This is a genomic window from Longimicrobiales bacterium (assembly GCA_029245345.1).
GTDB lineage: Bacteria > Gemmatimonadota > Gemmatimonadetes > Longimicrobiales > Gaopeijiaceae > CALFPJ01.
Genome location: JAQWPM010000021.1, coordinates 24,713 through 43,217 on the forward strand (window position 1 = coordinate 24,713; position 18,505 = coordinate 43,217).

Consider the following 18,505-nt stretch of genomic DNA (forward strand, 5'->3'; position numbering starts at 1 on the left):
AGGTGTCACCCTACGGATGGCGGGCTGTCGGCCAACGCGTTCGGTGGAACTGCTTCGAAGTCCAACCCAGTGCGGTCTTTGGCCACATCGACGAGGACCTTGGTCCCTTCCGGAACCTCCTCCTCCAACAGGTATAGCGCCAGCGGATCCTGAATCGAACCTTGGATGGCGCGCTTCAAGGGGCGTGCACCGTAGGCCGGTTCATAGCCTTCCTCCGCCAGGTACAGCTGCGCGGCAGGCGTAACCTCAAGGACGATACCGAGATCGCTTGTCAACTCGGACACGCGCTCCAGTTGGAGTTTGACAATGCGCGCGAGTTCGGGGGTCCCTAGGGGCCGGAAGACGACGATGTCGTCGACCCGGTTGAGGAACTCGGGTCGGAAGTGACTGTTGAGTTGGCCCCGCACCGCCCCATCTACAGCCTCCCAATCAGCACCGTCGGCCAACTCGAGGATGTCTTGGCTTCCGATGTTCGAGGTCATGATGATCACGACATTACGGAAGTCGACCGTTCTCCCTTGTGCGTCTGTGAGTCGCCCGTCGTCCAAGATCTGCAGGAGGACGTTGAACACCTCGGGGTGCGCCTTCTCGATTTCGTCAAAGAGCACCACAGCGTGTGGCCTTCTCCTCACGGCTTCGGTGAGTTGACCGCCTTCTTCATATCCGACGTAGCCGGGAGGCGCTCCAATCAGCCGTGCTACCGCGTGCTTCTCCATGTATTCGGACATGTCGATGCGGACCATCGCGCGATCGTCATCAAAGATGAACTCCGCCAACCCGCGAGCGGTCTCAGTCTTTCCGACGCCCGTGGGCCCCAGGAAGATGAAGGATCCGACAGGCCGGTCAGGATCTTGTAACCCAGCCCGGGAACGACGTACCGCGTTCGACACAGCCGTCACCGCCTCCGCCTGCCCGACGATCCGCTCGCCAAGGTGTTCTTCCAGGTGTGTGAGTCGTTGGCGCTCTGACTCCATGAGGCGAGTGACAGGAATCCCAGTCCACTCCGCGACGACACCCGCGATGTCGTCCGCCTCCACCTCTTCCTTCAGGAACTTGTGGTCTTTCTGTAGCTCGGCTAAACGGGCGGCCAGCACCTCAACCTCTTCCTCGGCATTCGGAATTTCACCGTAGTTGATTTCGGCGGCGCGGTTCAGCTCGCCAGTTCGTGTCGTGCGGTCGGCCTCGCCACGCAATTCGTCGATGGAAGTCCTCAATGCCTGAATCTGTTCGATCACGTCCTTCTCTGCCTGCCAGCGCGCCTTCATACCCTGGCCCTTCTCCGTGAGCTCGCCAAGCTCCGCCTCGATCACCCGTCGTCGTTCGCGGGCAGGCCCATCGGTCTCCTCCTGCAGCGCCTGCCGCTCGATCTCGAGTTGGACACGACGACGCTCCACCTCATCGATCTCTTGGGGTAGCGAGTCGATCTCGATACGCAGTCTGCTCCCGGCTTCATCGATGAGATCGATCGCCTTGTCCGGAAGAAAACGCCCGCCGATGTAACGATCCGACAGCTTCGCAGCAGCGATAACCGCGTCGTCTGTGATGCGGACGCCGTGATGGACTTCGTAGCGCTCTTTGAGGCCACGAAGAATGGCGACCGTATCTTCAACCGATGGCGGGGCGATGTAGACCGGCTGAAACCTGCGCTCTAGAGCTGGGTCCTTCTCGATGCGCTTTCGGTATTCATCCAGGGTCGTCGCACCTACGAGACGTAGTTCGCCGCGCGCTAGGGCTGGCTTGAGCATGTTTCCAGCGTCCACCGCGCCTTCTGCAGCCCCCGCACCTACGATGGTGTGTATCTCGTCGATGAACATCACGTAGCGACCGTCCGCGGCAGTGATCTCCTTCAACACTGCTTTCATTCGTTCCTCGAATTCACCCCGGTACTTGGCCCCAGCGAGCATCGACGCGATATCCAACTGCAACAGCTTCTTGTTGGCCAACGAGGTCGGCACATCACCTTCGACCATTCGCTGGGCTAGGCCCTCCACGATCGCAGTCTTACCCACTCCGGGCTCACCAATCAGCACCGGATTGTTCTTCGTGCGACGAGCCAGAACCTTGATGACGCGACGAATCTCTTCGTCACGGCCGATCACCGGATCGAGTTTCCCCCGCCTGGCCGTCTCGGTGAGATCACGCGAGAACCGAGCCAGAGCTCGATAGCTGTCTTCGGGGGTGTCGTCGGTCACACGATGCGAGCCCCGGACCGCCTCCACGGCTGCTCGCACTTCGGACAGCGTTGCCCCCACGTCTCTCAGGATCCTCCCCGCGTCGTCCTTTTCCCCCGTCAGGGCCAAGAGGAGATGCTCGGTCGACACAAACTCATCTCCGAGTTCGCGGGACATGTCCTCGGCTCCATCCAGGGCCACTCTCAGATCTCTGGATAGATTGGCGTCGGAACCGCCCTCGATCCGGGCCATACGATCGAGCGCCTCCTTGGCCCTGGACTGCACAAGCCCAACCGGCACCTCGAGCTTCTGCAGGATGGGCACGACGATGCCCTCTTCCTGGCCGAGCAGTACATCCAAGAGGTGGACGCCATGGATTTCGGCATTACCGCGCTGACGCGCCTCAAGGGCGGCACCTTGGAGTGCCGCTGAAGCCTTCACCGTGAGTCTGTCTGCACTGAGCATATCTACCCCCTGCCATATCGGCAGCCTTGTTTCGGTTCCCCCGTTATAATCGCAAGACCGGGCCAAAACCACATGCCCCGGATCTCTCAACGTCGTTCGGGATATCACTCGCACACCAATCACACAAACCCGGTGGCGTCATTTCGATGCATAGATCCTCAAGCACATCGTGGCTCGCCGTTCTCGCGGTCGGCGCCTTGTTCTTTGGCTGCGGAGGCAGTACGTCGGGGCCAGCACCGGCGGAGGTCCCCGATCGTGAGGTGTTCATCGCCGCTTACATTGATCTGCGCGTCGAAGCCCTGACCACCGCCGAGGGTGAGCTGACCGACGAAGGACGAGCGGAAGTTCTCGCCCGTCACACCGTCACCGAAGATCAACTCGTAGCGTTCGTGAACTACCACGGTGAGAACATCACCTTCATGCGGGACGTGTGGAACGACGTCGAATTGAGACTCGATGCGCAGCGCCCTTCAGTCGATGAAGGTCGCTAGCTCCGCCACTTAATTCTGTGCGCGCCCTGATCCACTGGGGATTCGTACTCCGATCGCCCGCGCATTGCGACTCTCAGGGGACCCGAGATGTCGATCCCGGCGGCGATCGCCATGGGTCCGGACGCGCCCTCGCCCACCATGGCCCGATCGCCCATATCCGGCGTCCCCCGCCGATGGAGCCGAGTCGCAAGCGCGCCGAGACCACTCCCCGGCGAGGACTCAGTACGAATACGGGAAAGTCAGTCGGGGGCGCCGGCCCCACGAGTGAGGGCCCCTCCGAAGCGATCTGAGCAGAGGCCGGAGCTGCGGCGCAGAGGACGAAGAGTGCAGCGGTCATGGCGAACTTGCGCACAGACGAATCTCCCGGTTGCAACAGAATCGAGATTCGGTCAAAGTGAAGGAGCCATTCGGGCTCAGTAGCGTGAACACAGAGGTGCGAGTGTCGTTCCAACGTGTCTTCAGTGGTGCTCCATGGGAGAAGCGTGTAGGCTATTGCCGTGCGCTCCGAGTGGGCGATCGCGTCTTCGTGACGGGCACAGCGGCGGTAAACGAAGACGGATCCGCGTTCGCCCCCGGAGATGCTTACGCCCAGGCGCAGCGCTGTTTCGAGCTCATGGCAACGGCGCTTAGCGCGGTTGGCGCGGGATTTGCAGATGTCACCCGCACCAGAATGTTCGTTACTGACATTGATCGATGGGAAGAGTACGGTCGTGCTCACGGGGAGGTGTTTGGTGAATTTCCCCCGACCACGACCATGGTGGAAGTTAGGCGACTGATCGACCCGGACATGCTAATCGAGATCGAAGCGGACGCGGTCGTCTTGAGCGACGCATCCGACAACCTGGAGTAGAAGACATCATGATCAAATCTAGACAGTTGTGGTTCGCTGCATTCCTCGGCCTGCTCCCGATGAGCGCGAGCGCCCAGGCGGTTCTCCCGATGGGTGAAACCTCGAGTGGGAGCGCCGCCCCCGGCTCTCCGGCCGAATTCAGCGTCACCTTAGATGGACCGGGCTTCCTGACGGTCGTCGTGCGTGAAGAAAAGGGGGGCGAGGAGGACTTGCTCCTCTCGGTGACCGACAACGAGTATCAGACGCTCCCGGATGGACGCTCCGATCAAGATCTGGGCGGCGTCATGAGCGCCGAGCAAGTCGTCGTGCGTATCCCGCAGGCAGGTACGTACGTCACCATCGTCGAGCTCCCCTACGGCGACGCCACTGTCGATTTCGAAATCGGCGGGGCGTTCCTGAGCACAGCCCTCGCCGCCGGCATTCCTGATCCGGACGGGCGTCCGAGCGGAGCGCTTTCGCTTACTGTCGGCACCATGCACGAGGCCACAATCGATCCTTCCGTCGGTGATGCGTGGGACTGGTTCAGTATCACAGCGAAGTCGGCAGGTGTGCTGATCGTGTTCACCCGGGCGAACAACACGGCGGAGGGTGACCTAAAGCTCGAGATCTTCCGAGCGGACGACTTTCGAGACCCCTTCGACAGCTCGGATCAAGATCAGAGCGGAGTGCTCACGAACGAGTCGCTGAACGCCGATGTCGCCGCAGGTGAGACGGTGTACATCAAGGTCTCGCCGTCATTCGGATTCGGGGGTGGTGGCCCCGTCGCGTTCAAAATGGGATCGGTGATCGTCCCTGGCTGACCAATCGGCGCGGCCGCCCATTTCCACTCCGACTTTGGCGGTCGCGCCACTTACTCCCACTCGATGGTCGCGGGCGGCTTCGAACTCACGTCGTACGTGACCCGGTTCACGCCTTTGACCTCGTTGATGATCCGCGTCGAGATCCGTGCCAGCACGTCGTGCGGGAACGGATACCAATCGGCCGTCATCCCGTCACGGGACGTCACCGCTCGAAGGGCAAGGACATTCTCGTAGGTCCGTGCGTCACCCATCACCCCGACAGACTGAACCGGTAGCAGCACGGCGAACGCCTGCCAGATCTCGTCATAGAGGCCGGCCTCGCGGATCTCATCAAGGTAGATCGCGTCGGCCTCCCGAAGCACGGCGAGGCGTTCCTCGGTGATGTCCCCGAGGACGCGAATGGCGAGGCCGGGCCCCGGGAATGGGTGACGGCCCACGAAGTCCTCGGGCAGACCGAGCTCTCGACCTACCTGACGCACCTCGTCCTTGAACAATTCCCGGAGAGGCTCTATCAGGTCGAAGGGCACGTCCTCTGGAAGACCCCCCACGTTGTGGTGGCTCTTGATGGTCACCGATGGGCCTCCGGCGGAAACCGACTCGATCACGTCCGGATAAAGAGTGCCTTGCACCAGGAAACCCGCGCCAGTCTCCTCACTCTTCGCGGTCGCATCAAACACTTGAATGAATCGACTCCCGATGGCTTTTCGTTTCGCCTCGGGTTCCGTGACCCCCTCCAGGTCACCTAAGAAAGCCTCGCTGGCATCCACAACCACAAGCTTCATGTTGTAGTGATGCCGGAACATCCGCTCGACCTGATCGCGCTCATTTTTCCGCATCATGCCATGATCGACGAAGATGCACGTGAGTCGATCCCCGATCGCGCGGTGGACGAGTACTGCTGCGACCGACGAGTCCACGCCTCCGGACAGTCCACATACAGCCGCACCCTCTCCGACCTGGTCGCGAATGCGAGCGATGGTATCGTCGATGAAGGCACCAGCTGTCCAAGTGGGCCGTACCGCCGCGACTTTGAAGAGGAAGTTGGAAATGATCTCGCCGCCGCGATGGGTGTGGGCCACCTCGGGGTGGAACTGCACCGCATGTATGGGCCGATCCTCCGAGCGAAAGCCTGCGCATGGCAAGGTCGCGGTCGAGGCGGTCTTCACGTATCCCGGAGGCGGCTCATCCACATGATCGCCGTGGGAACACCACACCTGCGTGCCTTCGTCCATCGAGAAGCCTGCGAACAGGCCCTCGTCCGTCTCCACGCGCAACTCGGCCCGTCCGTACTCGCGGTGCCCGTGGACAACCTCGGCACCTTCCATGTGGGCGATCAGCTGCATCCCGTAACAGATCCCGAGCACAGGGATCCCTAGCGTCAGAATCGCGGGATCCGTCGTCGGGACGCCCTCGTCATAAACGGACGAGGGCCCACCACTGAGAATGATGGCCGCAGGCACCCACTCTTGTATCCACTCAAGAGAACGTGTCGACGGATGGATCTCGCAGTACACACGTTCCTCGCGAATCCGGCGCGCGATGAGCTGGGTGAACTGGGAGCCGAAATCCAGAATCAGGACTCGATCATGCTCTTGGGTCATTCTTCCCCTCGGATGAGGTCTTCTAAGGTCTCGCGACGCCGTATGAGTTCGATCTCGTAACCGTACACCAATGCCTCGGCAGGTCGGAGGCGGCCGTTGTAGTTGGAGGCCATGGTGAAGCCGTAGGCGCCCACCGTCTGGACCGCGAGGAGGTCCCCCGCTCGGGGGAGGGGCAACGTCCGATCCAGTGCCAGAAAATCTCCGGTCTCACAGATCGGTCCGACGACGTCTACCACGTCCTCCGGGAGTTGCGCCGGGTCCGCCACGTGCTCGATGGCGTGATAGCCACCGTAGTGACTCGGCCGGATGAGTTCACTCATCCCCCCATCCACGATGACGAAGGTTTTCCCTTCCGTCTTCTTCACATATTGGACGCGCGTGAGCAAGGCGCCGGCGTCTCCAACGATGGAGCGGCCCGGCTCCAGGACCAGCCGCAGTCCTGCGGCCTGTACCCGAGGGATTACCTCAGCTGCCAACTGATGTATGTCCAAGCCGGGGTCGTCGTCATACTGAATGCCATAACCACCCCCAATGTCGAGATATTCGAGTGTGATCCCAGCCTCACTCAACTCGAACACGAGCTTGAGGACTCTCTCCAACGCGTGGACATAGGGACGCGGGTCAATAATCTGAGAGCCGATGTGCATATCGATACCGATCGGCTTGAGCGCTGCTCTGCCCCGGGCCCATAGGTAGAGTTCGCGCGTCTCATTCCAAGGCACGCCGAACTTCGTCGCCCTCGTACCGGTCCGTGTGTAGTCGTGCGGAGTCGCCGCGAACACATCTGGATTCACCCGAACGCCGAATGAAGCGACGACACCCATTCGGCCAGCCACCGAATCGATTCGCTCCAACTCTTCCCGGCTTTCGACGTTGAACGCATAGATCCGTTCTTTAAGAGCCGTCTCGATCTCTTCTTCGGTCTTTCCAACGCCCGCAAACACAATGTGCTCAGGGGCGAAGCCGGCACGCCTGGCCCGAAAGAGCTCACCGAGGCTTGTGATGTCCGCCCCGCATCCCAGCGCCTGCAGGCGTTTTAGAATCGACAGATTACCGTTCGCTTTGACCGAGTACGCGATCAGGTGGTCCACCCCCGCAAACGCGGAGCGGAAGGCTTGGACACGTTCCTCGATTCGGCGGGCGTCATACACATACAGCGGGGTACCAAAGCGCTCGGCCAACTCCGCCGCGGGCACGTCACCGCAGTGGAGCTGGCCGTTTACACGGCCGAAGGGCGGCGTTAGTAAGCTCTCGCCCAAGCCACCTCCGTCACCGAGTCGCCTTCACCCGAGACACACTTGGTCGGCGTATCCGTCGAACGGAACTCCTCACTCGGGAGCACGCGGATTGTTGCCTTCATGCGTTCCTTCACAATCTCTTCGACTGCACCGTCACCACTCCAGCCCGTGTACACGAAGCCCGCTCCGTCCTTGAAGGCTTCCTCGAGCTCGCTCAAGGATTTCACACCCCGAACGGAGTTCTCTTCGCGGCGGGCGAGAGCCGCCTGCATGAGCTCGGTCTGGAAACCCTCCAATCGGTCAGGCAACTCACCGAGCACCTGTGCCTCGGGAAGGAATGCCTTTCGCTTTTCTCCCTCGGGAACCAGGCGCCTCGCCAGAGCGAGCTGCCCCTGTTCGAGATCCTTCGGCCCGATCTCAATACGGAAGGGCACTCCCTTTCGCTCCCACTCGAAGTACTTCGCCCCGGGGGAGATATGGTCACGCGCGTCAATCTTGGCGCGAATGCCCTGGTCCTTAAGACGCAGCCGGACCTCTTCGGCCTTCTCAAGGACAGGAGTCACGTCGTCCCCGCGGAGGATCGGGATGATGACCACCTGGACGGGAGCGAGTCGCGGCGGAATGATCAAGCCATCATCGTCACCGTGGGTCATGATGAGCCCACCGACCAACCGGGTCGACACCCCCCATGATGTGTTCCACGCGTACTCTTCCTGACCGTCCTCCGTCTGAAACTTCAACTCGAACTGCTTCGAGAAGTTCTGCCCTAGGAAGTGAGACGTCCCGGCTTGAAGCGCTTTGTTGTCCTTCATGAGCGCTTCGCAGGCATAACTCCGCACCGCACCCGCAAATTTCTCGGACTCAGACTTCAGCCCTGTCAGCGGGGGCATGCCAATCCACTCTTCCATGAACTTTCGGTACACGCCGAGAATCAACAGAGTCTCTTCTTCCGCTTCCTCGGCCGTCGCATGCGCTGTGTGGCCTTCCTGCCAAAGGAATTCGGACGTGCGGAGGAAGAGACGGGTACGCATCTCCCAGCGCATGACGTTCGCCCATTGGTTCATCAGAATGGGCAGGTCGCGGTAGCTCTGGACCCATTTGGCATACATGTGATAGATGATCGTCTCGGAGGTCGGCCGGATCACATAAGGCTCTTCGAGCTCCTTGCCGCCTGCTTGAGTCACCACCGCAAGTTCAGGAGCAAACCCCTCAATGTGCTCCTTCTCGCGCTCAATGAAGCTCATTGGGATCAAAAGCGGGAAGTATGCGTTCTCATGTCCAGTCTCCTTGAACATGTCGTCCAAAGCACGCTGCATGAGTTCCCAGATTCCGTACCCCCAGGGTCGGATCACCATACTCCCGCGCACAGGGGAGTGATCGGCAAGCTCTGCCCGCTGGACCACTTCGTTATACCAGGCGGAAAAATCCTCGGCCTGGGGCGTCAGTTTTTTATCTTTAGCCATCGTTCTCTTCGTTGTTTCGGTCGATCGTGGTTCGCCAAGAATCGGCGTCGCGTCGCAAGCGGTATAAGGCGATGGATCCCGGGACTATGAACAAAAATAGGGATGCCACCACCCAAGTAGGTCGGAAGCCGAATCCCGACGGCTCCCCGGTGAGCCATGCGACGACTGCCCCGCCTGCCGTCGCTAGGAGCATCGCACCCCCCATGATGACCCACTCCAGAATATCGAGACGGCGAATCGCCCGCCTGGTCACACGCTTGGCTGCCTCGGCAGCCTCACGATCCGCGCTACGAACGCTGGTCACAGTGAGTCGAGAGCGATCTCCCGCTCCTCACCCGTCACCATATCACGCGCCATCACGGAGCCCCGCGCAAGTTCGTCTGGGCCGACAATGAACACCTGGCGGGCGCCTTCCTTCGCGGCCGCCTTCATCTGCTTGCCGACACCTTGCTCGCGCAGGCCGTACGCGACGCTGTGACCGGCGGCGCGCAAGCGCGTGGCAATCCGTAGAGCCTCCGTTCGTTCTTCTTCGCCGACGATCACAAGGTAGTAGTCGACGGCCCGCTCGTATTCCGGCAGGAGGCCACGATCCTTCAAGAGTTCGCCCAGTACAACGTCACCCATTCCGAAGCCCACAGCTGGAAGGGGATCTCCCCCTACGAACTCGAGCAGGCGGTCGTACCGTCCACCACCACAAATCGCCCTCAGTTCACCCTTCCGGTCGAAGAGCTCGAACACGATGCCCGTGTAGTACGCCAGACCACGAACAATGCGGAGGTCGACCTCCACGTAGTCCCCCAACCCCATCGCCTCCAGCATTACCAGATATTCGGAGAGTGGCTCAAGGGCCGTGGCAACCGCCTCGTCCTCACCGAAGTGCTCCCGGATCTGATCCAATCCCGTGGTGTCGAGTAGCGTGAGCAATGCATCTGCGGCGTCCTCGGTGAGTCCGCACTCGGCCACGAGACGCTGTTGCGACTTCTCCTTCGGCGCGCGCTCCATCTTGTCGACGATTCCAAACGCCGCCTGGAGCCCCTCGCCATCGATTCCCGATGCATTGAGAACAGCAGTCAGAAGGCGGCGATCCGAAACACGCGCATAGAAGTCGACTGCTGTGAGGCCGAGCTCGCGCAGGGCGTCGATGCTGACTGCAACAATCTCGACGTCCGCGGCGACGGAGCCTTCGCCCACGATATCAACATTCAGCTGGAAGTGTTCGCGAAGCCGTCCCCTCTGTTGCCGTTCGTACCGGAACAGCTGCGGGATCGAGAACCACCGAATCGGCTTGCTCATTCCGCGTGAACGATCTCCGAGAATGCGCGCCAACGACGGAGTCATCTCGGGGCGCAAGGACACGCCGCGGTCCCCCTTGTCTACGAAGTTGTAGAGCTGCCCCACGATCTCTTCACCGCTCTTCTCCACATAGAGGCCGAGTGGCTCTAGCGGAGGACCATCATACTCCAAAAACCCGTAGCGTCGGGAGACCCGTCGCCACGCGTCGAAGATGTAAGAACGGAGTGCGAAGTCCTCAGGGGCGAAGTCCCGAAACCCCGGAAGCCGCGAAAAAGCTGAGCTTGCCATGGTGGCGCGGAATCTAGCAGACTCAGACTGGTGTTCAACCAGCCCAGGTCGGAAAGAGCTTTGGTCCCTTTACCACTTGCTCAGTGGCTCAAGGCCTAGGACGCTCAACGCCGAACCAACGGTGTGCACCGAACCGGTAACGAGCACCGTACCCTTCCCTGCCTCGGCGCGAGCCTTTTGCATGGCCCGTTCGAAGTCTTCCTCCACCGTCACGTGCGTAATGGTCCCTACTGAGTCCCCCGCATCTCTCACCGACCAACGCCTCTCAGGAGGAGCAGACGGAGCCTGCGTCAGAATCGCCTGGTCTGCCCTCGAGAACAAAGGAGGCAGCATGCCTCGCCAATCCTTATCACCGAGTACTCCCACAACCATGACGAGCGGGCGAGGAAGTTCGAGCCGGTCGATGGTGTCCACCAGGGACCGGGTCCCTGCGACGTTGTGAGCTACATCGAACAACCACGTCCCACCCTCGTCGACTTCAATCTGGTCCCGACCGTGATACTCAACGGAGCGGATACCCGATTGCACGGCCTCGGCTGTGGGCCGCAGTTCATCAGGCAGATACTCCAGCACCGCAATCGCCAAAGCGGCATTGGTTGCCTGGTGACGCCCCACAAGAGGGGTACGGACCCTAAGATCACCCCAAGCCCTCGTGGGCAGCGTAAACGCCGTGTGATCTGCGGCGACCTCGACCTCCCCCAATGCGTCCGGATCAACTGCAACGAAGGGCGCACCAACTGACCTCGTGACCTCCCGGAAGACATCAACCAACTCCGGACGAGCCTCCGCGGTCACGAGGGGTACACCCGGCTTCACGATGCCGGCCTTCTCGCGAGCGATCAGCTCCAACGTGGAGCCAAGGTACTCAGCGTGATCCTTAGCGATATTCGTCACCGCTGCGACCTCCGGTCGAACCACATTGGTCGCATCGAGCCTACCACCGAGACCAACCTCGAACACACCTACATCAACGCCCGCCCGTGCAAACGCCTGAAAGCCGAGGACGGTGATCGCTTCGAAGAAGGTCAGTCCGAACCGGAGGACCGGCTCCCGAACTTCTTCTGCACAGGCGAGGATCTCCTCTTCGGACAAAGGTCCCCCTCCCACGAGCATCCGTTCCCGAAAAGAACAGAGATGCGGTGAGGTAAAACAGCCTGCTCGGAGTCCCGAGGCATTGAGGACTGAAGCGAGGGTTGTGACAACTGAGCCCTTTCCGTTCGTGCCCCCGACATGGATCGTGCGGTATGCTCGATGGGGATCGCCCAGCGCCTCCAAGGCTCGCGCCGTGCGCTCGAGTCCCCAGTGCACACCGGTGGCCAACGGTGGGAAGAGCCGCACCACCAGAGGATCCGAGAAGGGTCGATCCAGGCGATCCGGCGCAACGATGTGTGAGCCGGCTAGTCGGTCCATCCCGCATACTGATGTCGGAGAATGAGTGCGATCGTTTCTTTGAGTTCTCGACGATCTACGACGCGGTCGACCATCCCGTGCTCGAGTAGGAACTCGGCTCGCTGAAAGCCCTTAGGCAAGTCCTGCTTGATGGTCTCTTCAATGACTCGGGGCCCCGCAAACCCGATCAACGCCTCAGGTTCGGCAATGTTCACGTCACCCAGCATTGCGTATGAGGCCGTAACACCACCCGTAGTGGGGTGGGTCAGTACGGAGACAAACGGAATGCCTGCCTCGTGCAGCCGGGCCAACACGGTGGACGACTTCGCCATCTGCATGAGGGAATAGATCCCCTCTTGCATGCGAGCTCCCCCCGACGCGGACACGATGATCAGTGGAATCTTCTGCTTCAACGCCGCGTGCGCGGCCCGCGTGATCTTCTCCCCGACCACCGAACCCATCGAGCCACCGATGTAGCCGAAGTCCATGACCGCGACCGCGACGGCGATCCCTTCGAGTTCGCCAGTGCCAGAGATCAGAGCCTCGTTTGTGCCCTTCGCCTCGGCCGCCGCGATCCGGTCTGCGTACAGCTTCAGGTCGCGGAACTCGAGGGGATCGGAGGCACGTAGGCCTGCGTCCATCTCCGTGAACGTCCCGCTGTCGATAAGAATCGACAGATACGCCTCAGCCCCGATGCGGAGGTGGTGACCGCATGTGGGACAGACATTGAGATTCTGCGCGAGGCGCTCCCTGTACAGGATCTCACCACACGCCTGACACTTGTCGAATACGTCGGAGGGAAGATCCCGCTTGTCCTGCGCCTTGAGCGGCTTTTTGTCCTTACGGAACCAGGCCATGCAGTCCGATGGTCATGGAGCGAGCTAACGCTCGTGAGCCACCCTCACGGCAATTGCGACAGCCACCCAAGACATCAGGAGGAACGTGCCGCCATAGCTGACGAAGGGCAGAGGAATACCGGTAATGGGCACAACACCCACAGTCATACCGACGTTCACAAAAATATGGACCAGCCAAGCTCCGAAGATACCGAGTAGGACTAGGCCGGCAAAGGGATCAGAAGACTGCTCCGCCATGCGCACCAGACGCGAAAGAATGAACGCAAATCCCAGGATGGCTCCTGCGGTCCCGATAAACCCGAGTTCCTCCCCTACCACGCTAAAAATAAAGTCAGTGTGCTGCTCGGGCAGGAAATCGAAACGCTTCTGTGGGCCCATTGTGAACCCTTGTCCGGTCATGCCCCCGCTTCCGATCGCCACCTTGGACTGGATGACCTGATAGCCCGCCCCTCGTGGATCCACTTCAGGGTCCAAATACACCAAGATGCGGTTCTGCTGGTACTCCTTCAGAGATCGCCACAGCGGTCCCGAAATCGTGCCGGCCGCCATATTCGCCAACACAACGGCCACCGACTCGAAGAGAAAGAGCCGATAGCGGTAGAAGTAGAGAAATCCGACTACTCCGACGATGTATGCAGACCAGATCAAGGTGTCGAACGAGAGGATCAACCCCACAATCGGACTCGCTACCAACAAAAGGAGTGCAACCGGCGTACTCGCCCAAAAGAGCATGGCGAAGAGGATTCCACCGAACGCCATCGCCGTGCCCAGGTCCGGCTGCAGCATGACGAGCGCGAGCGGGGCCCCCACAAGCAGGGACGGGACCAAGAGCTCGCGGAGCGTCGTCAGAGGCTCCTTCCGCTGCGACAGCAGTCGTGCCAGCACCAGCACGGTAGAGATCTTCGCGACCTCTGACGGCTGAAAGCGGAATCCACCAAAGCCGAGGAAGCTCTTCACGCCTGCCGCGGTGCCGGCACCGGTACCAATCGCCAGCGTCGCCACCAATAGAATGAGTGAGAACACATAAGCCGGGACCGCGACCCATTCGATCCATCGAAGCGGCACTCGGGAGAGGACCGAGAACGCGACGAGCGCGATAACGAGCCATCTGGCCTGTCGGAGCCAAGCGAGCTCAGTCACGTCGTTCGGCACGTAAATGGCACCCGCCGAGTAGATCATGGCGATACCAAAGAGCGTCATCCCCAGAATCGCGAAGACGAGCGGCGGGTCGATGGCCCACTTCTCCAGCAGTCGCATCATCCGCCGGGTGCGGCTCTTGGGCGGTACCGGTCGCGGTACCATTGGGGTACGGTACCGCGCCGAAGGTGCTCCCCATACGTCTGGATCGTATCGATGGGGATGTTGTGCTTCTTCCTTAAATAGAAGTCCGCCGTCTTGGCCATGATGGGAGCAGCCATTCCCGACCCACTCTCCCCGTATTCGATGAGCGCGGCCACCACGATCTCGGGCCGCTCACCCCATGGCCCTGCCATGCCCACGAACCACGCATGGTTGCCAGCTGTTCCCTGGACACTCTGCGCGTTCTGCCCGGTGCCTGTCTTTCCCACAACCTGCCAGTGCTCAAGCGAAGTGCCCACATGTGCCGTCCCGCCCTGCGCGGTCACCGCCGCAAGCCCCTGATAGATCGACCCGATGTCCTCTGCCTGAAGATCGAGCACCCACCCTGGGCCCAGGTCCATGTTTCGCGCCAAGGCGGGTGTCGGCGCTGAACCGTCGCGCGCAAGAGCCAAATAGAACTGGGCCATCTTGAGCGGCGTCTGTGAGTTGGGCCCCTGCCCGATCGAAAGCGAGAGGACCTCGTTCTCGAGCGGCCTGTACCCAAAGCGGTCTTCAAAGAACTGCGGTCCTGCGGGGAAGACGCCCTCCATCTCCTGAGGAAGGTCGACGCCACAACGCTCGCTGAATCCGATCTCGGTCGCCCGTTGCATGAGCGGTTCAAAACCGATTCTCAGGCCAAGCTGATAGAAGTAGACGTTGCAGGAGTTTCCGATGGCCTCAGAGAGATTGTTGAAGCCATGCCCCGCAGGGTTCCAACACCTGCGATAATCGGAACCAAAGGACATGCCTCCCGTGCACGGGATCGGCATCTCTTCGTCCGCGGTGATCACCCCGAGATCCAGACCTATCGCTGCCGCCGCCAACTTCCACGTGGACGCAGGTGGATAGAGTCCCATCACGGTCCGGTTGTACAACGGCAAGCGCTCGTTCTGGTTGAGCGCGGTCCAATACTCGTTGTCTACGCCGCCAACAAACGCGTTCGGGTCGTACGAAGGCGCCGAATACATCGCCAAGATCCCGCCGTCCTCGACATCGAGCGCAACTACCGCCCCCGACATCGAATCTGGGAAGATGGAGTGGATCCACTCCTGCAGCTCGATATCGACGTTCAGATGGAGATCCTGGCCGGACTCGCCGGGATCCGTGCGGAAGGCCGCAAAGTCGCCCACGATGCGCCCGCGAGCATCAACTTCGACGTACTTCAGGCCCTGGCGACCCTGCAAAAGAGCCTCGTACTGCTTCTCGATTCCGGTCTTCCCGACGACCATGCCCTGCTCGTAGCGCTCGTCAGCGTACTCATCGTACTCGAGTTCCTCGCGAGTGATCTCGCCCACATAGCCGAGCACGTGTCCGGTAGCTTCACCGGTCAGGTACCGACGCCTGGGGCGCATCTCTATGTGGACGTCCGGGAACTCAACTCTTCGTTCTTCGAGCGCACTTACGACCCGGAAGTCTGCGTCCGTGTCTACGACGAGCGCCTGCCTCCCGTAGCGAGCCAGGAAACCGAGCAGCCGATCGATCCTCGCCTCGGACATCTCCATGTGTTCGCGCATCCGCTCGAGTGTAGCACGAATGGAGTCGGGAGGCCCCGGCATTAGCGTGATCGCATATCCGGGCGCGTTGTCCGCGATGATGCGGCCGTTCCGGTCATAGATCGTGCCGCGGGGCGCCGGGACGGGGAGCTGTCGGATCCGGTTCGAACGCGCGCGCAATTCCCAGCGATCCGAACCGAGCACCTGGATTCGAAAGAAGGACACGGAGAGCCCACCCATGAAGAGCGCAATGATGACGTAGGCGCCCATCGCACGCCGACGGCGTTCGTGCGAATGGTACACGTTCATGCGGGCGTCTTCCTCCACAGTCCGGTGATCGCCATGAGCGCGATCCCGACTGCGGCTGCGTACAACCCTCCCACGAGACCCTGCACCATCACCTGATCGACGAACGGCTGTCTCAGGTCTTCTCCGACCATCACCCAGCGGACCAAATCCCCCAGCCACTTCCCGAGCACGAAGTAGGAGACCAGGAAGACAAGTGAATCGCCCACAAAGAGGTCTCGTGTCCCCGCGCCCAACACTCCAATCACGGTCATCGCAACGGTGTTGGCGCCAAAGGCGAGAACGCTCAAGGCGTCTTCAATCAGCCCGAAGCAGAGCCCTACTCCCGCGGCACGTCCCATGCCGATTTCTCGGGCCGAGAGGAGCAACGCAACCGTCAGCATGTCAGGCGCGCCGGACTCAAATCCGAGACCGACGTGAAGAAAAAAGTGCAAGACGAAAAGAACCAGGACCGAAAGCCACATTCGGCTGCTCGTCCTCACGGCACCCGTCCCGTGATCGCCTCGTCCCTCGTCAACAGAGAATCTGCGACCCACCGATCCGTGACATCAGACCCAGAATCGTGAGTCGCGACCAAGATATGCGTCACCGAACCCGGTTCAATCATCGGCCTGAGCCAATAACTCTTGCGCCATCCTCCTTGCACCTCCTCTACCCCGTCGATTTTGCCGATCGGAATACCGCGCGGGATCACGCCTAAGCCACTCGTGAGTACGACCGTGCCCGCCGGAGCAGATTCATGGTATGCCGTCCCATTCAGGATGAGTCGGTCGTCTTCACGGAAGCTCCCTCTCCTCACCTCGACCATCCCATACGTAGTCCCATCGGCCAGCATGGCGCTCACGCGAAAATCCGGATGGGTCCAGTCCATCCCGACCGAGATACCTTCTCGCACTTCACGAATCACTCCGACCAGACCGTAAAGGCCTAGAACAGGTGCACCTACCCTAATTCCATCGGCAGAGCCCAGTTCCACCAAGAACATGCTCTCAGATCCCGGCGTGCCGGGACGAATCACGGTGGCAGAAAGGAACGACGGCCCGACCCGGGCTCCCAAATCGAGCGATTCCCGCAGGGTGCGATTCTCATCGAGTAACATCCCGTGAGTGGACGTCACAGCGATGAGTGAGTCGACCTGCTCTTGGAGACCCTCAACCTGGCTCGCACGAAAGCGCGCCGTCACCAAGCGCTCTTGGATCGCGATGAACGGGCGCAAAATCGTCATTTGCAGCCCGAAAGCGACGCGCTGTTGCGCGATTTCTGGGAGGTAGGAAGTTGCGAGAGCGAGGATCAGAACGATGATGGCTAGCATGCCCTGACGGCGGACCCCCGCGCGCTCCGGCTCAGAAACGTACGCCGGCACTCCGCTCTATCCTCGCACCCGGCCGACCTACGGAACCAGGACGGTGCGGAACTTGTGCAGGTCGTCGAGGATTCTGCCCGCCCCTCGCACCACACACGTGAGTGGCTCTTCGTCCACGTGAATCGGGAGGTTGGTCTCGTGCTGGAGTAGCTTGTCTAACCCACGGATGAGAGATCCACCGCCGGTCATCACGATACCACGATCGACGATGTCCGACGACAACTCCGGAGGCGTGATCTCGAGCGCTCTCCGGGTTGCTTCCACGATCGCCTGGATGGGCTCCTGGATGCACTCGCGTACCTCTTGAGAGTGCACAAGGACCGTCTTCGGGATCCCGGAAACGAGATCACGACCCTTCACGTCCATCTCGCGGTCCTCGCCAAAATCGAACGCGGAGCCGATCTGAATCTTGACGGCCTCAGCGGTGGGTTCACCGATGAGGAGATTGTAGTTCTTGCGCAAGAAGGTCACGATGGCTCTGTCCAGCTCGTCGCCACCGACCCGGATCGACGTATTCGAGACGATACCCGAGAGCGCGATAACAGCGATTTCGGTGGTCCCTCCGCCGATATCGATGACCATGTTTCCGGTGGGAGTCTCCACAGGAAGCCCAACGCCGATCGCAGCCGCCATGGGCTCATCGACCATGTACACACCTTTGGCCCCCGCGGACATAGCCGACGAACGAACGGCCCGTCGCTCCAGCTCGGTGATCCCGGATGGCACACCAACAATCACCCTTGGCTTGATGCGGAAGACCCGCTTCTGAGTGACCTGCTTCAGGAAGTGCCGAAGCATCATCTCGGTCACATCAACGTCGGCGATTACGCCGTCTTTGAGCGGCCGGATCGCCTCGATTCCCTCAGGCGTGCGCCCGAGCATCCGCTTCGCCTCGAGCCCGATGCCCATGATCTTCCGGTTGCCCCTCTCTACTGCAACAACCGAGGGTTCATTGAGGACGATCCCCTCACCTTTGACATAGACGAGGGTATTCGCCGTGCCTAGATCGACGGCAATGTCATTGACCGGGACGATACGCCCCGAGTTAATCCAGTTGCTCAGTGCGGACAAAATCAGTTTCCAAGCTGTGTTTTGGGCT

16 protein-coding genes are annotated in these 18,505 nt (G+C 60.8%); 3 read left to right on the forward strand and 13 right to left on the reverse strand.

Translation table 11 applies throughout. The annotated features are described in order from the left end of the window. Positions 1-5 precede the first annotated feature (5 nt). On the reverse strand, positions 6-2,636 hold the full coding sequence (gene clpB / locus P8L30_11220) for an ATP-dependent chaperone ClpB (protein MDG2240762.1): 2,631 nt from the start codon (positions 2,634-2,636) through the stop codon (positions 6-8). 146 nt (positions 2,637-2,782) lie between these two features. Between clpB and P8L30_11225 the strand changes: the two genes are divergently transcribed. From P8L30_11225 to P8L30_11235, 3 genes are all read left to right on the forward strand, one after another. Then, positions 2,783-3,127: a hypothetical protein gene (locus P8L30_11225; protein MDG2240763.1), complete on the forward strand. Its 345-nt coding sequence runs from the start codon at positions 2,783-2,785 to the stop codon at positions 3,125-3,127. A 394-nt stretch (positions 3,128-3,521) separates the two neighbouring features. Beyond that, on the forward strand, positions 3,522-3,977 hold the full coding sequence (locus P8L30_11230) for a RidA family protein (GenBank protein ID MDG2240764.1): 456 nt from the start codon (positions 3,522-3,524) through the stop codon (positions 3,975-3,977). Positions 3,978-3,985: 8 nt separating this feature from the next. Beyond that, positions 3,986-4,777 (forward strand): hypothetical protein, encoded by a 792-nt coding sequence (locus P8L30_11235; protein ID MDG2240765.1) that lies wholly within the window; start codon positions 3,986-3,988, stop codon positions 4,775-4,777. A 50-nt stretch (positions 4,778-4,827) separates the two neighbouring features. Here P8L30_11235 and guaA read toward each other — a convergent pair whose 3' ends face one another. The 12 genes from guaA to P8L30_11295 form a co-directional block, all read right to left on the reverse strand. After that, positions 4,828-6,378 (reverse strand): glutamine-hydrolyzing GMP synthase, encoded by a 1,551-nt coding sequence (gene guaA / locus P8L30_11240; GenBank protein ID MDG2240766.1) that lies wholly within the window; start codon positions 6,376-6,378, stop codon positions 4,828-4,830. Continuing rightward, positions 6,375-7,637 (reverse strand): diaminopimelate decarboxylase, encoded by a 1,263-nt coding sequence (gene lysA, locus P8L30_11245; GenBank protein MDG2240767.1) that lies wholly within the window; start codon positions 7,635-7,637, stop codon positions 6,375-6,377. Before lysA ends, guaA begins: the two co-directional genes overlap by 4 nt. Beyond that, positions 7,619-9,079, reverse strand: a complete 1,461-nt coding sequence (proS, locus tag P8L30_11250) for a proline--tRNA ligase (protein MDG2240768.1) — start codon at positions 9,077-9,079, stop codon at positions 7,619-7,621. Before proS ends, lysA begins: the two co-directional genes overlap by 19 nt. After that, positions 9,072-9,383: a hypothetical protein gene (locus P8L30_11255; GenBank protein ID MDG2240769.1), complete on the reverse strand. Its 312-nt coding sequence runs from the start codon at positions 9,381-9,383 to the stop codon at positions 9,072-9,074. The genes proS and P8L30_11255 overlap by 8 nt, the downstream gene beginning before the upstream one ends. Further along, positions 9,380-10,660 (reverse strand): histidine--tRNA ligase, encoded by a 1,281-nt coding sequence (gene hisS, locus P8L30_11260; protein ID MDG2240770.1) that lies wholly within the window; start codon positions 10,658-10,660, stop codon positions 9,380-9,382. The genes P8L30_11255 and hisS overlap by 4 nt, the downstream gene beginning before the upstream one ends. 69 nt (positions 10,661-10,729) lie before the next feature. After that, positions 10,730-12,070 (reverse strand): bifunctional folylpolyglutamate synthase/dihydrofolate synthase, encoded by a 1,341-nt coding sequence (locus P8L30_11265; protein ID MDG2240771.1) that lies wholly within the window; start codon positions 12,068-12,070, stop codon positions 10,730-10,732. Further along, complete coding sequence (gene accD / locus P8L30_11270) at positions 12,058-12,906, reverse strand: acetyl-CoA carboxylase, carboxyltransferase subunit beta (protein ID MDG2240772.1); 849 nt, start codon at positions 12,904-12,906, stop codon at positions 12,058-12,060. The genes P8L30_11265 and accD overlap by 13 nt, the downstream gene beginning before the upstream one ends. Positions 12,907-12,930: 24 nt before the next feature. Continuing rightward, positions 12,931-14,166 (reverse strand): rod shape-determining protein RodA, encoded by a 1,236-nt coding sequence (rodA, locus tag P8L30_11275; GenBank protein MDG2240773.1) that lies wholly within the window; start codon positions 14,164-14,166, stop codon positions 12,931-12,933. Further along, positions 14,163-16,046, reverse strand: a complete 1,884-nt coding sequence (mrdA, locus tag P8L30_11280) for a penicillin-binding protein 2 (protein ID MDG2240774.1) — start codon at positions 16,044-16,046, stop codon at positions 14,163-14,165. Before mrdA ends, rodA begins: the two co-directional genes overlap by 4 nt. Further along, positions 16,043-16,507, reverse strand: coding sequence for a hypothetical protein (locus P8L30_11285; protein ID MDG2240775.1), 465 nt, complete (start codon positions 16,505-16,507; stop codon positions 16,043-16,045). Before P8L30_11285 ends, mrdA begins: the two co-directional genes overlap by 4 nt. 14 nt (positions 16,508-16,521) lie before the next feature. Beyond that, positions 16,522-17,406, reverse strand: coding sequence for a rod shape-determining protein MreC (gene mreC / locus P8L30_11290; GenBank protein ID MDG2240776.1), 885 nt, complete (start codon positions 17,404-17,406; stop codon positions 16,522-16,524). 27 nt (positions 17,407-17,433) lie between these two features. Next, the gene (locus P8L30_11295) at positions 17,434-18,477 is read right to left on the reverse strand and encodes a rod shape-determining protein (protein ID MDG2240777.1); all 1,044 of its coding nucleotides are present in this window, start codon (positions 18,475-18,477) and stop codon (positions 17,434-17,436) included. Positions 18,478-18,505: the final 28 nt, after the last annotated feature.

Coding starts and splice junctions, on each gene's coding strand:
- clpB (MDG2240762.1), bottom strand. CDS start 2,636: ATGCTCAGTGCAGACAGACTCACGGTGAAGGCTTCAGCGGCACTCCAA.
- P8L30_11225 (MDG2240763.1), top strand. CDS start 2,783: ATGCATAGATCCTCAAGCACATCGTGGCTCGCCGTTCTCGCGGTCGGC.
- P8L30_11235 (MDG2240765.1), top strand. CDS start 3,986: ATGATCAAATCTAGACAGTTGTGGTTCGCTGCATTCCTCGGCCTGCTC.
- guaA (MDG2240766.1), bottom strand. CDS start 6,378: ATGACCCAAGAGCATGATCGAGTCCTGATTCTGGATTTCGGCTCCCAG.
- proS (MDG2240768.1), bottom strand. CDS start 9,079: ATGGCTAAAGATAAAAAACTGACGCCCCAGGCCGAGGATTTTTCCGCC.
- hisS (MDG2240770.1), bottom strand. CDS start 10,660: ATGGCAAGCTCAGCTTTTTCGCGGCTTCCGGGGTTTCGGGACTTCGCC.
- P8L30_11265 (MDG2240771.1), bottom strand. CDS start 12,070: ATGGACCGACTAGCCGGCTCACACATCGTTGCGCCGGATCGCCTGGAT.
- accD (MDG2240772.1), bottom strand. CDS start 12,906: ATGGCCTGGTTCCGTAAGGACAAAAAGCCGCTCAAGGCGCAGGACAAG.
- rodA (MDG2240773.1), bottom strand. CDS start 14,166: ATGATGCGACTGCTGGAGAAGTGGGCCATCGACCCGCCGCTCGTCTTC.
- mrdA (MDG2240774.1), bottom strand. CDS start 16,046: ATGAACGTGTACCATTCGCACGAACGCCGTCGGCGTGCGATGGGCGCC.
- P8L30_11285 (MDG2240775.1), bottom strand. CDS start 16,507: ATGTGGCTTTCGGTCCTGGTTCTTTTCGTCTTGCACTTTTTTCTTCAC.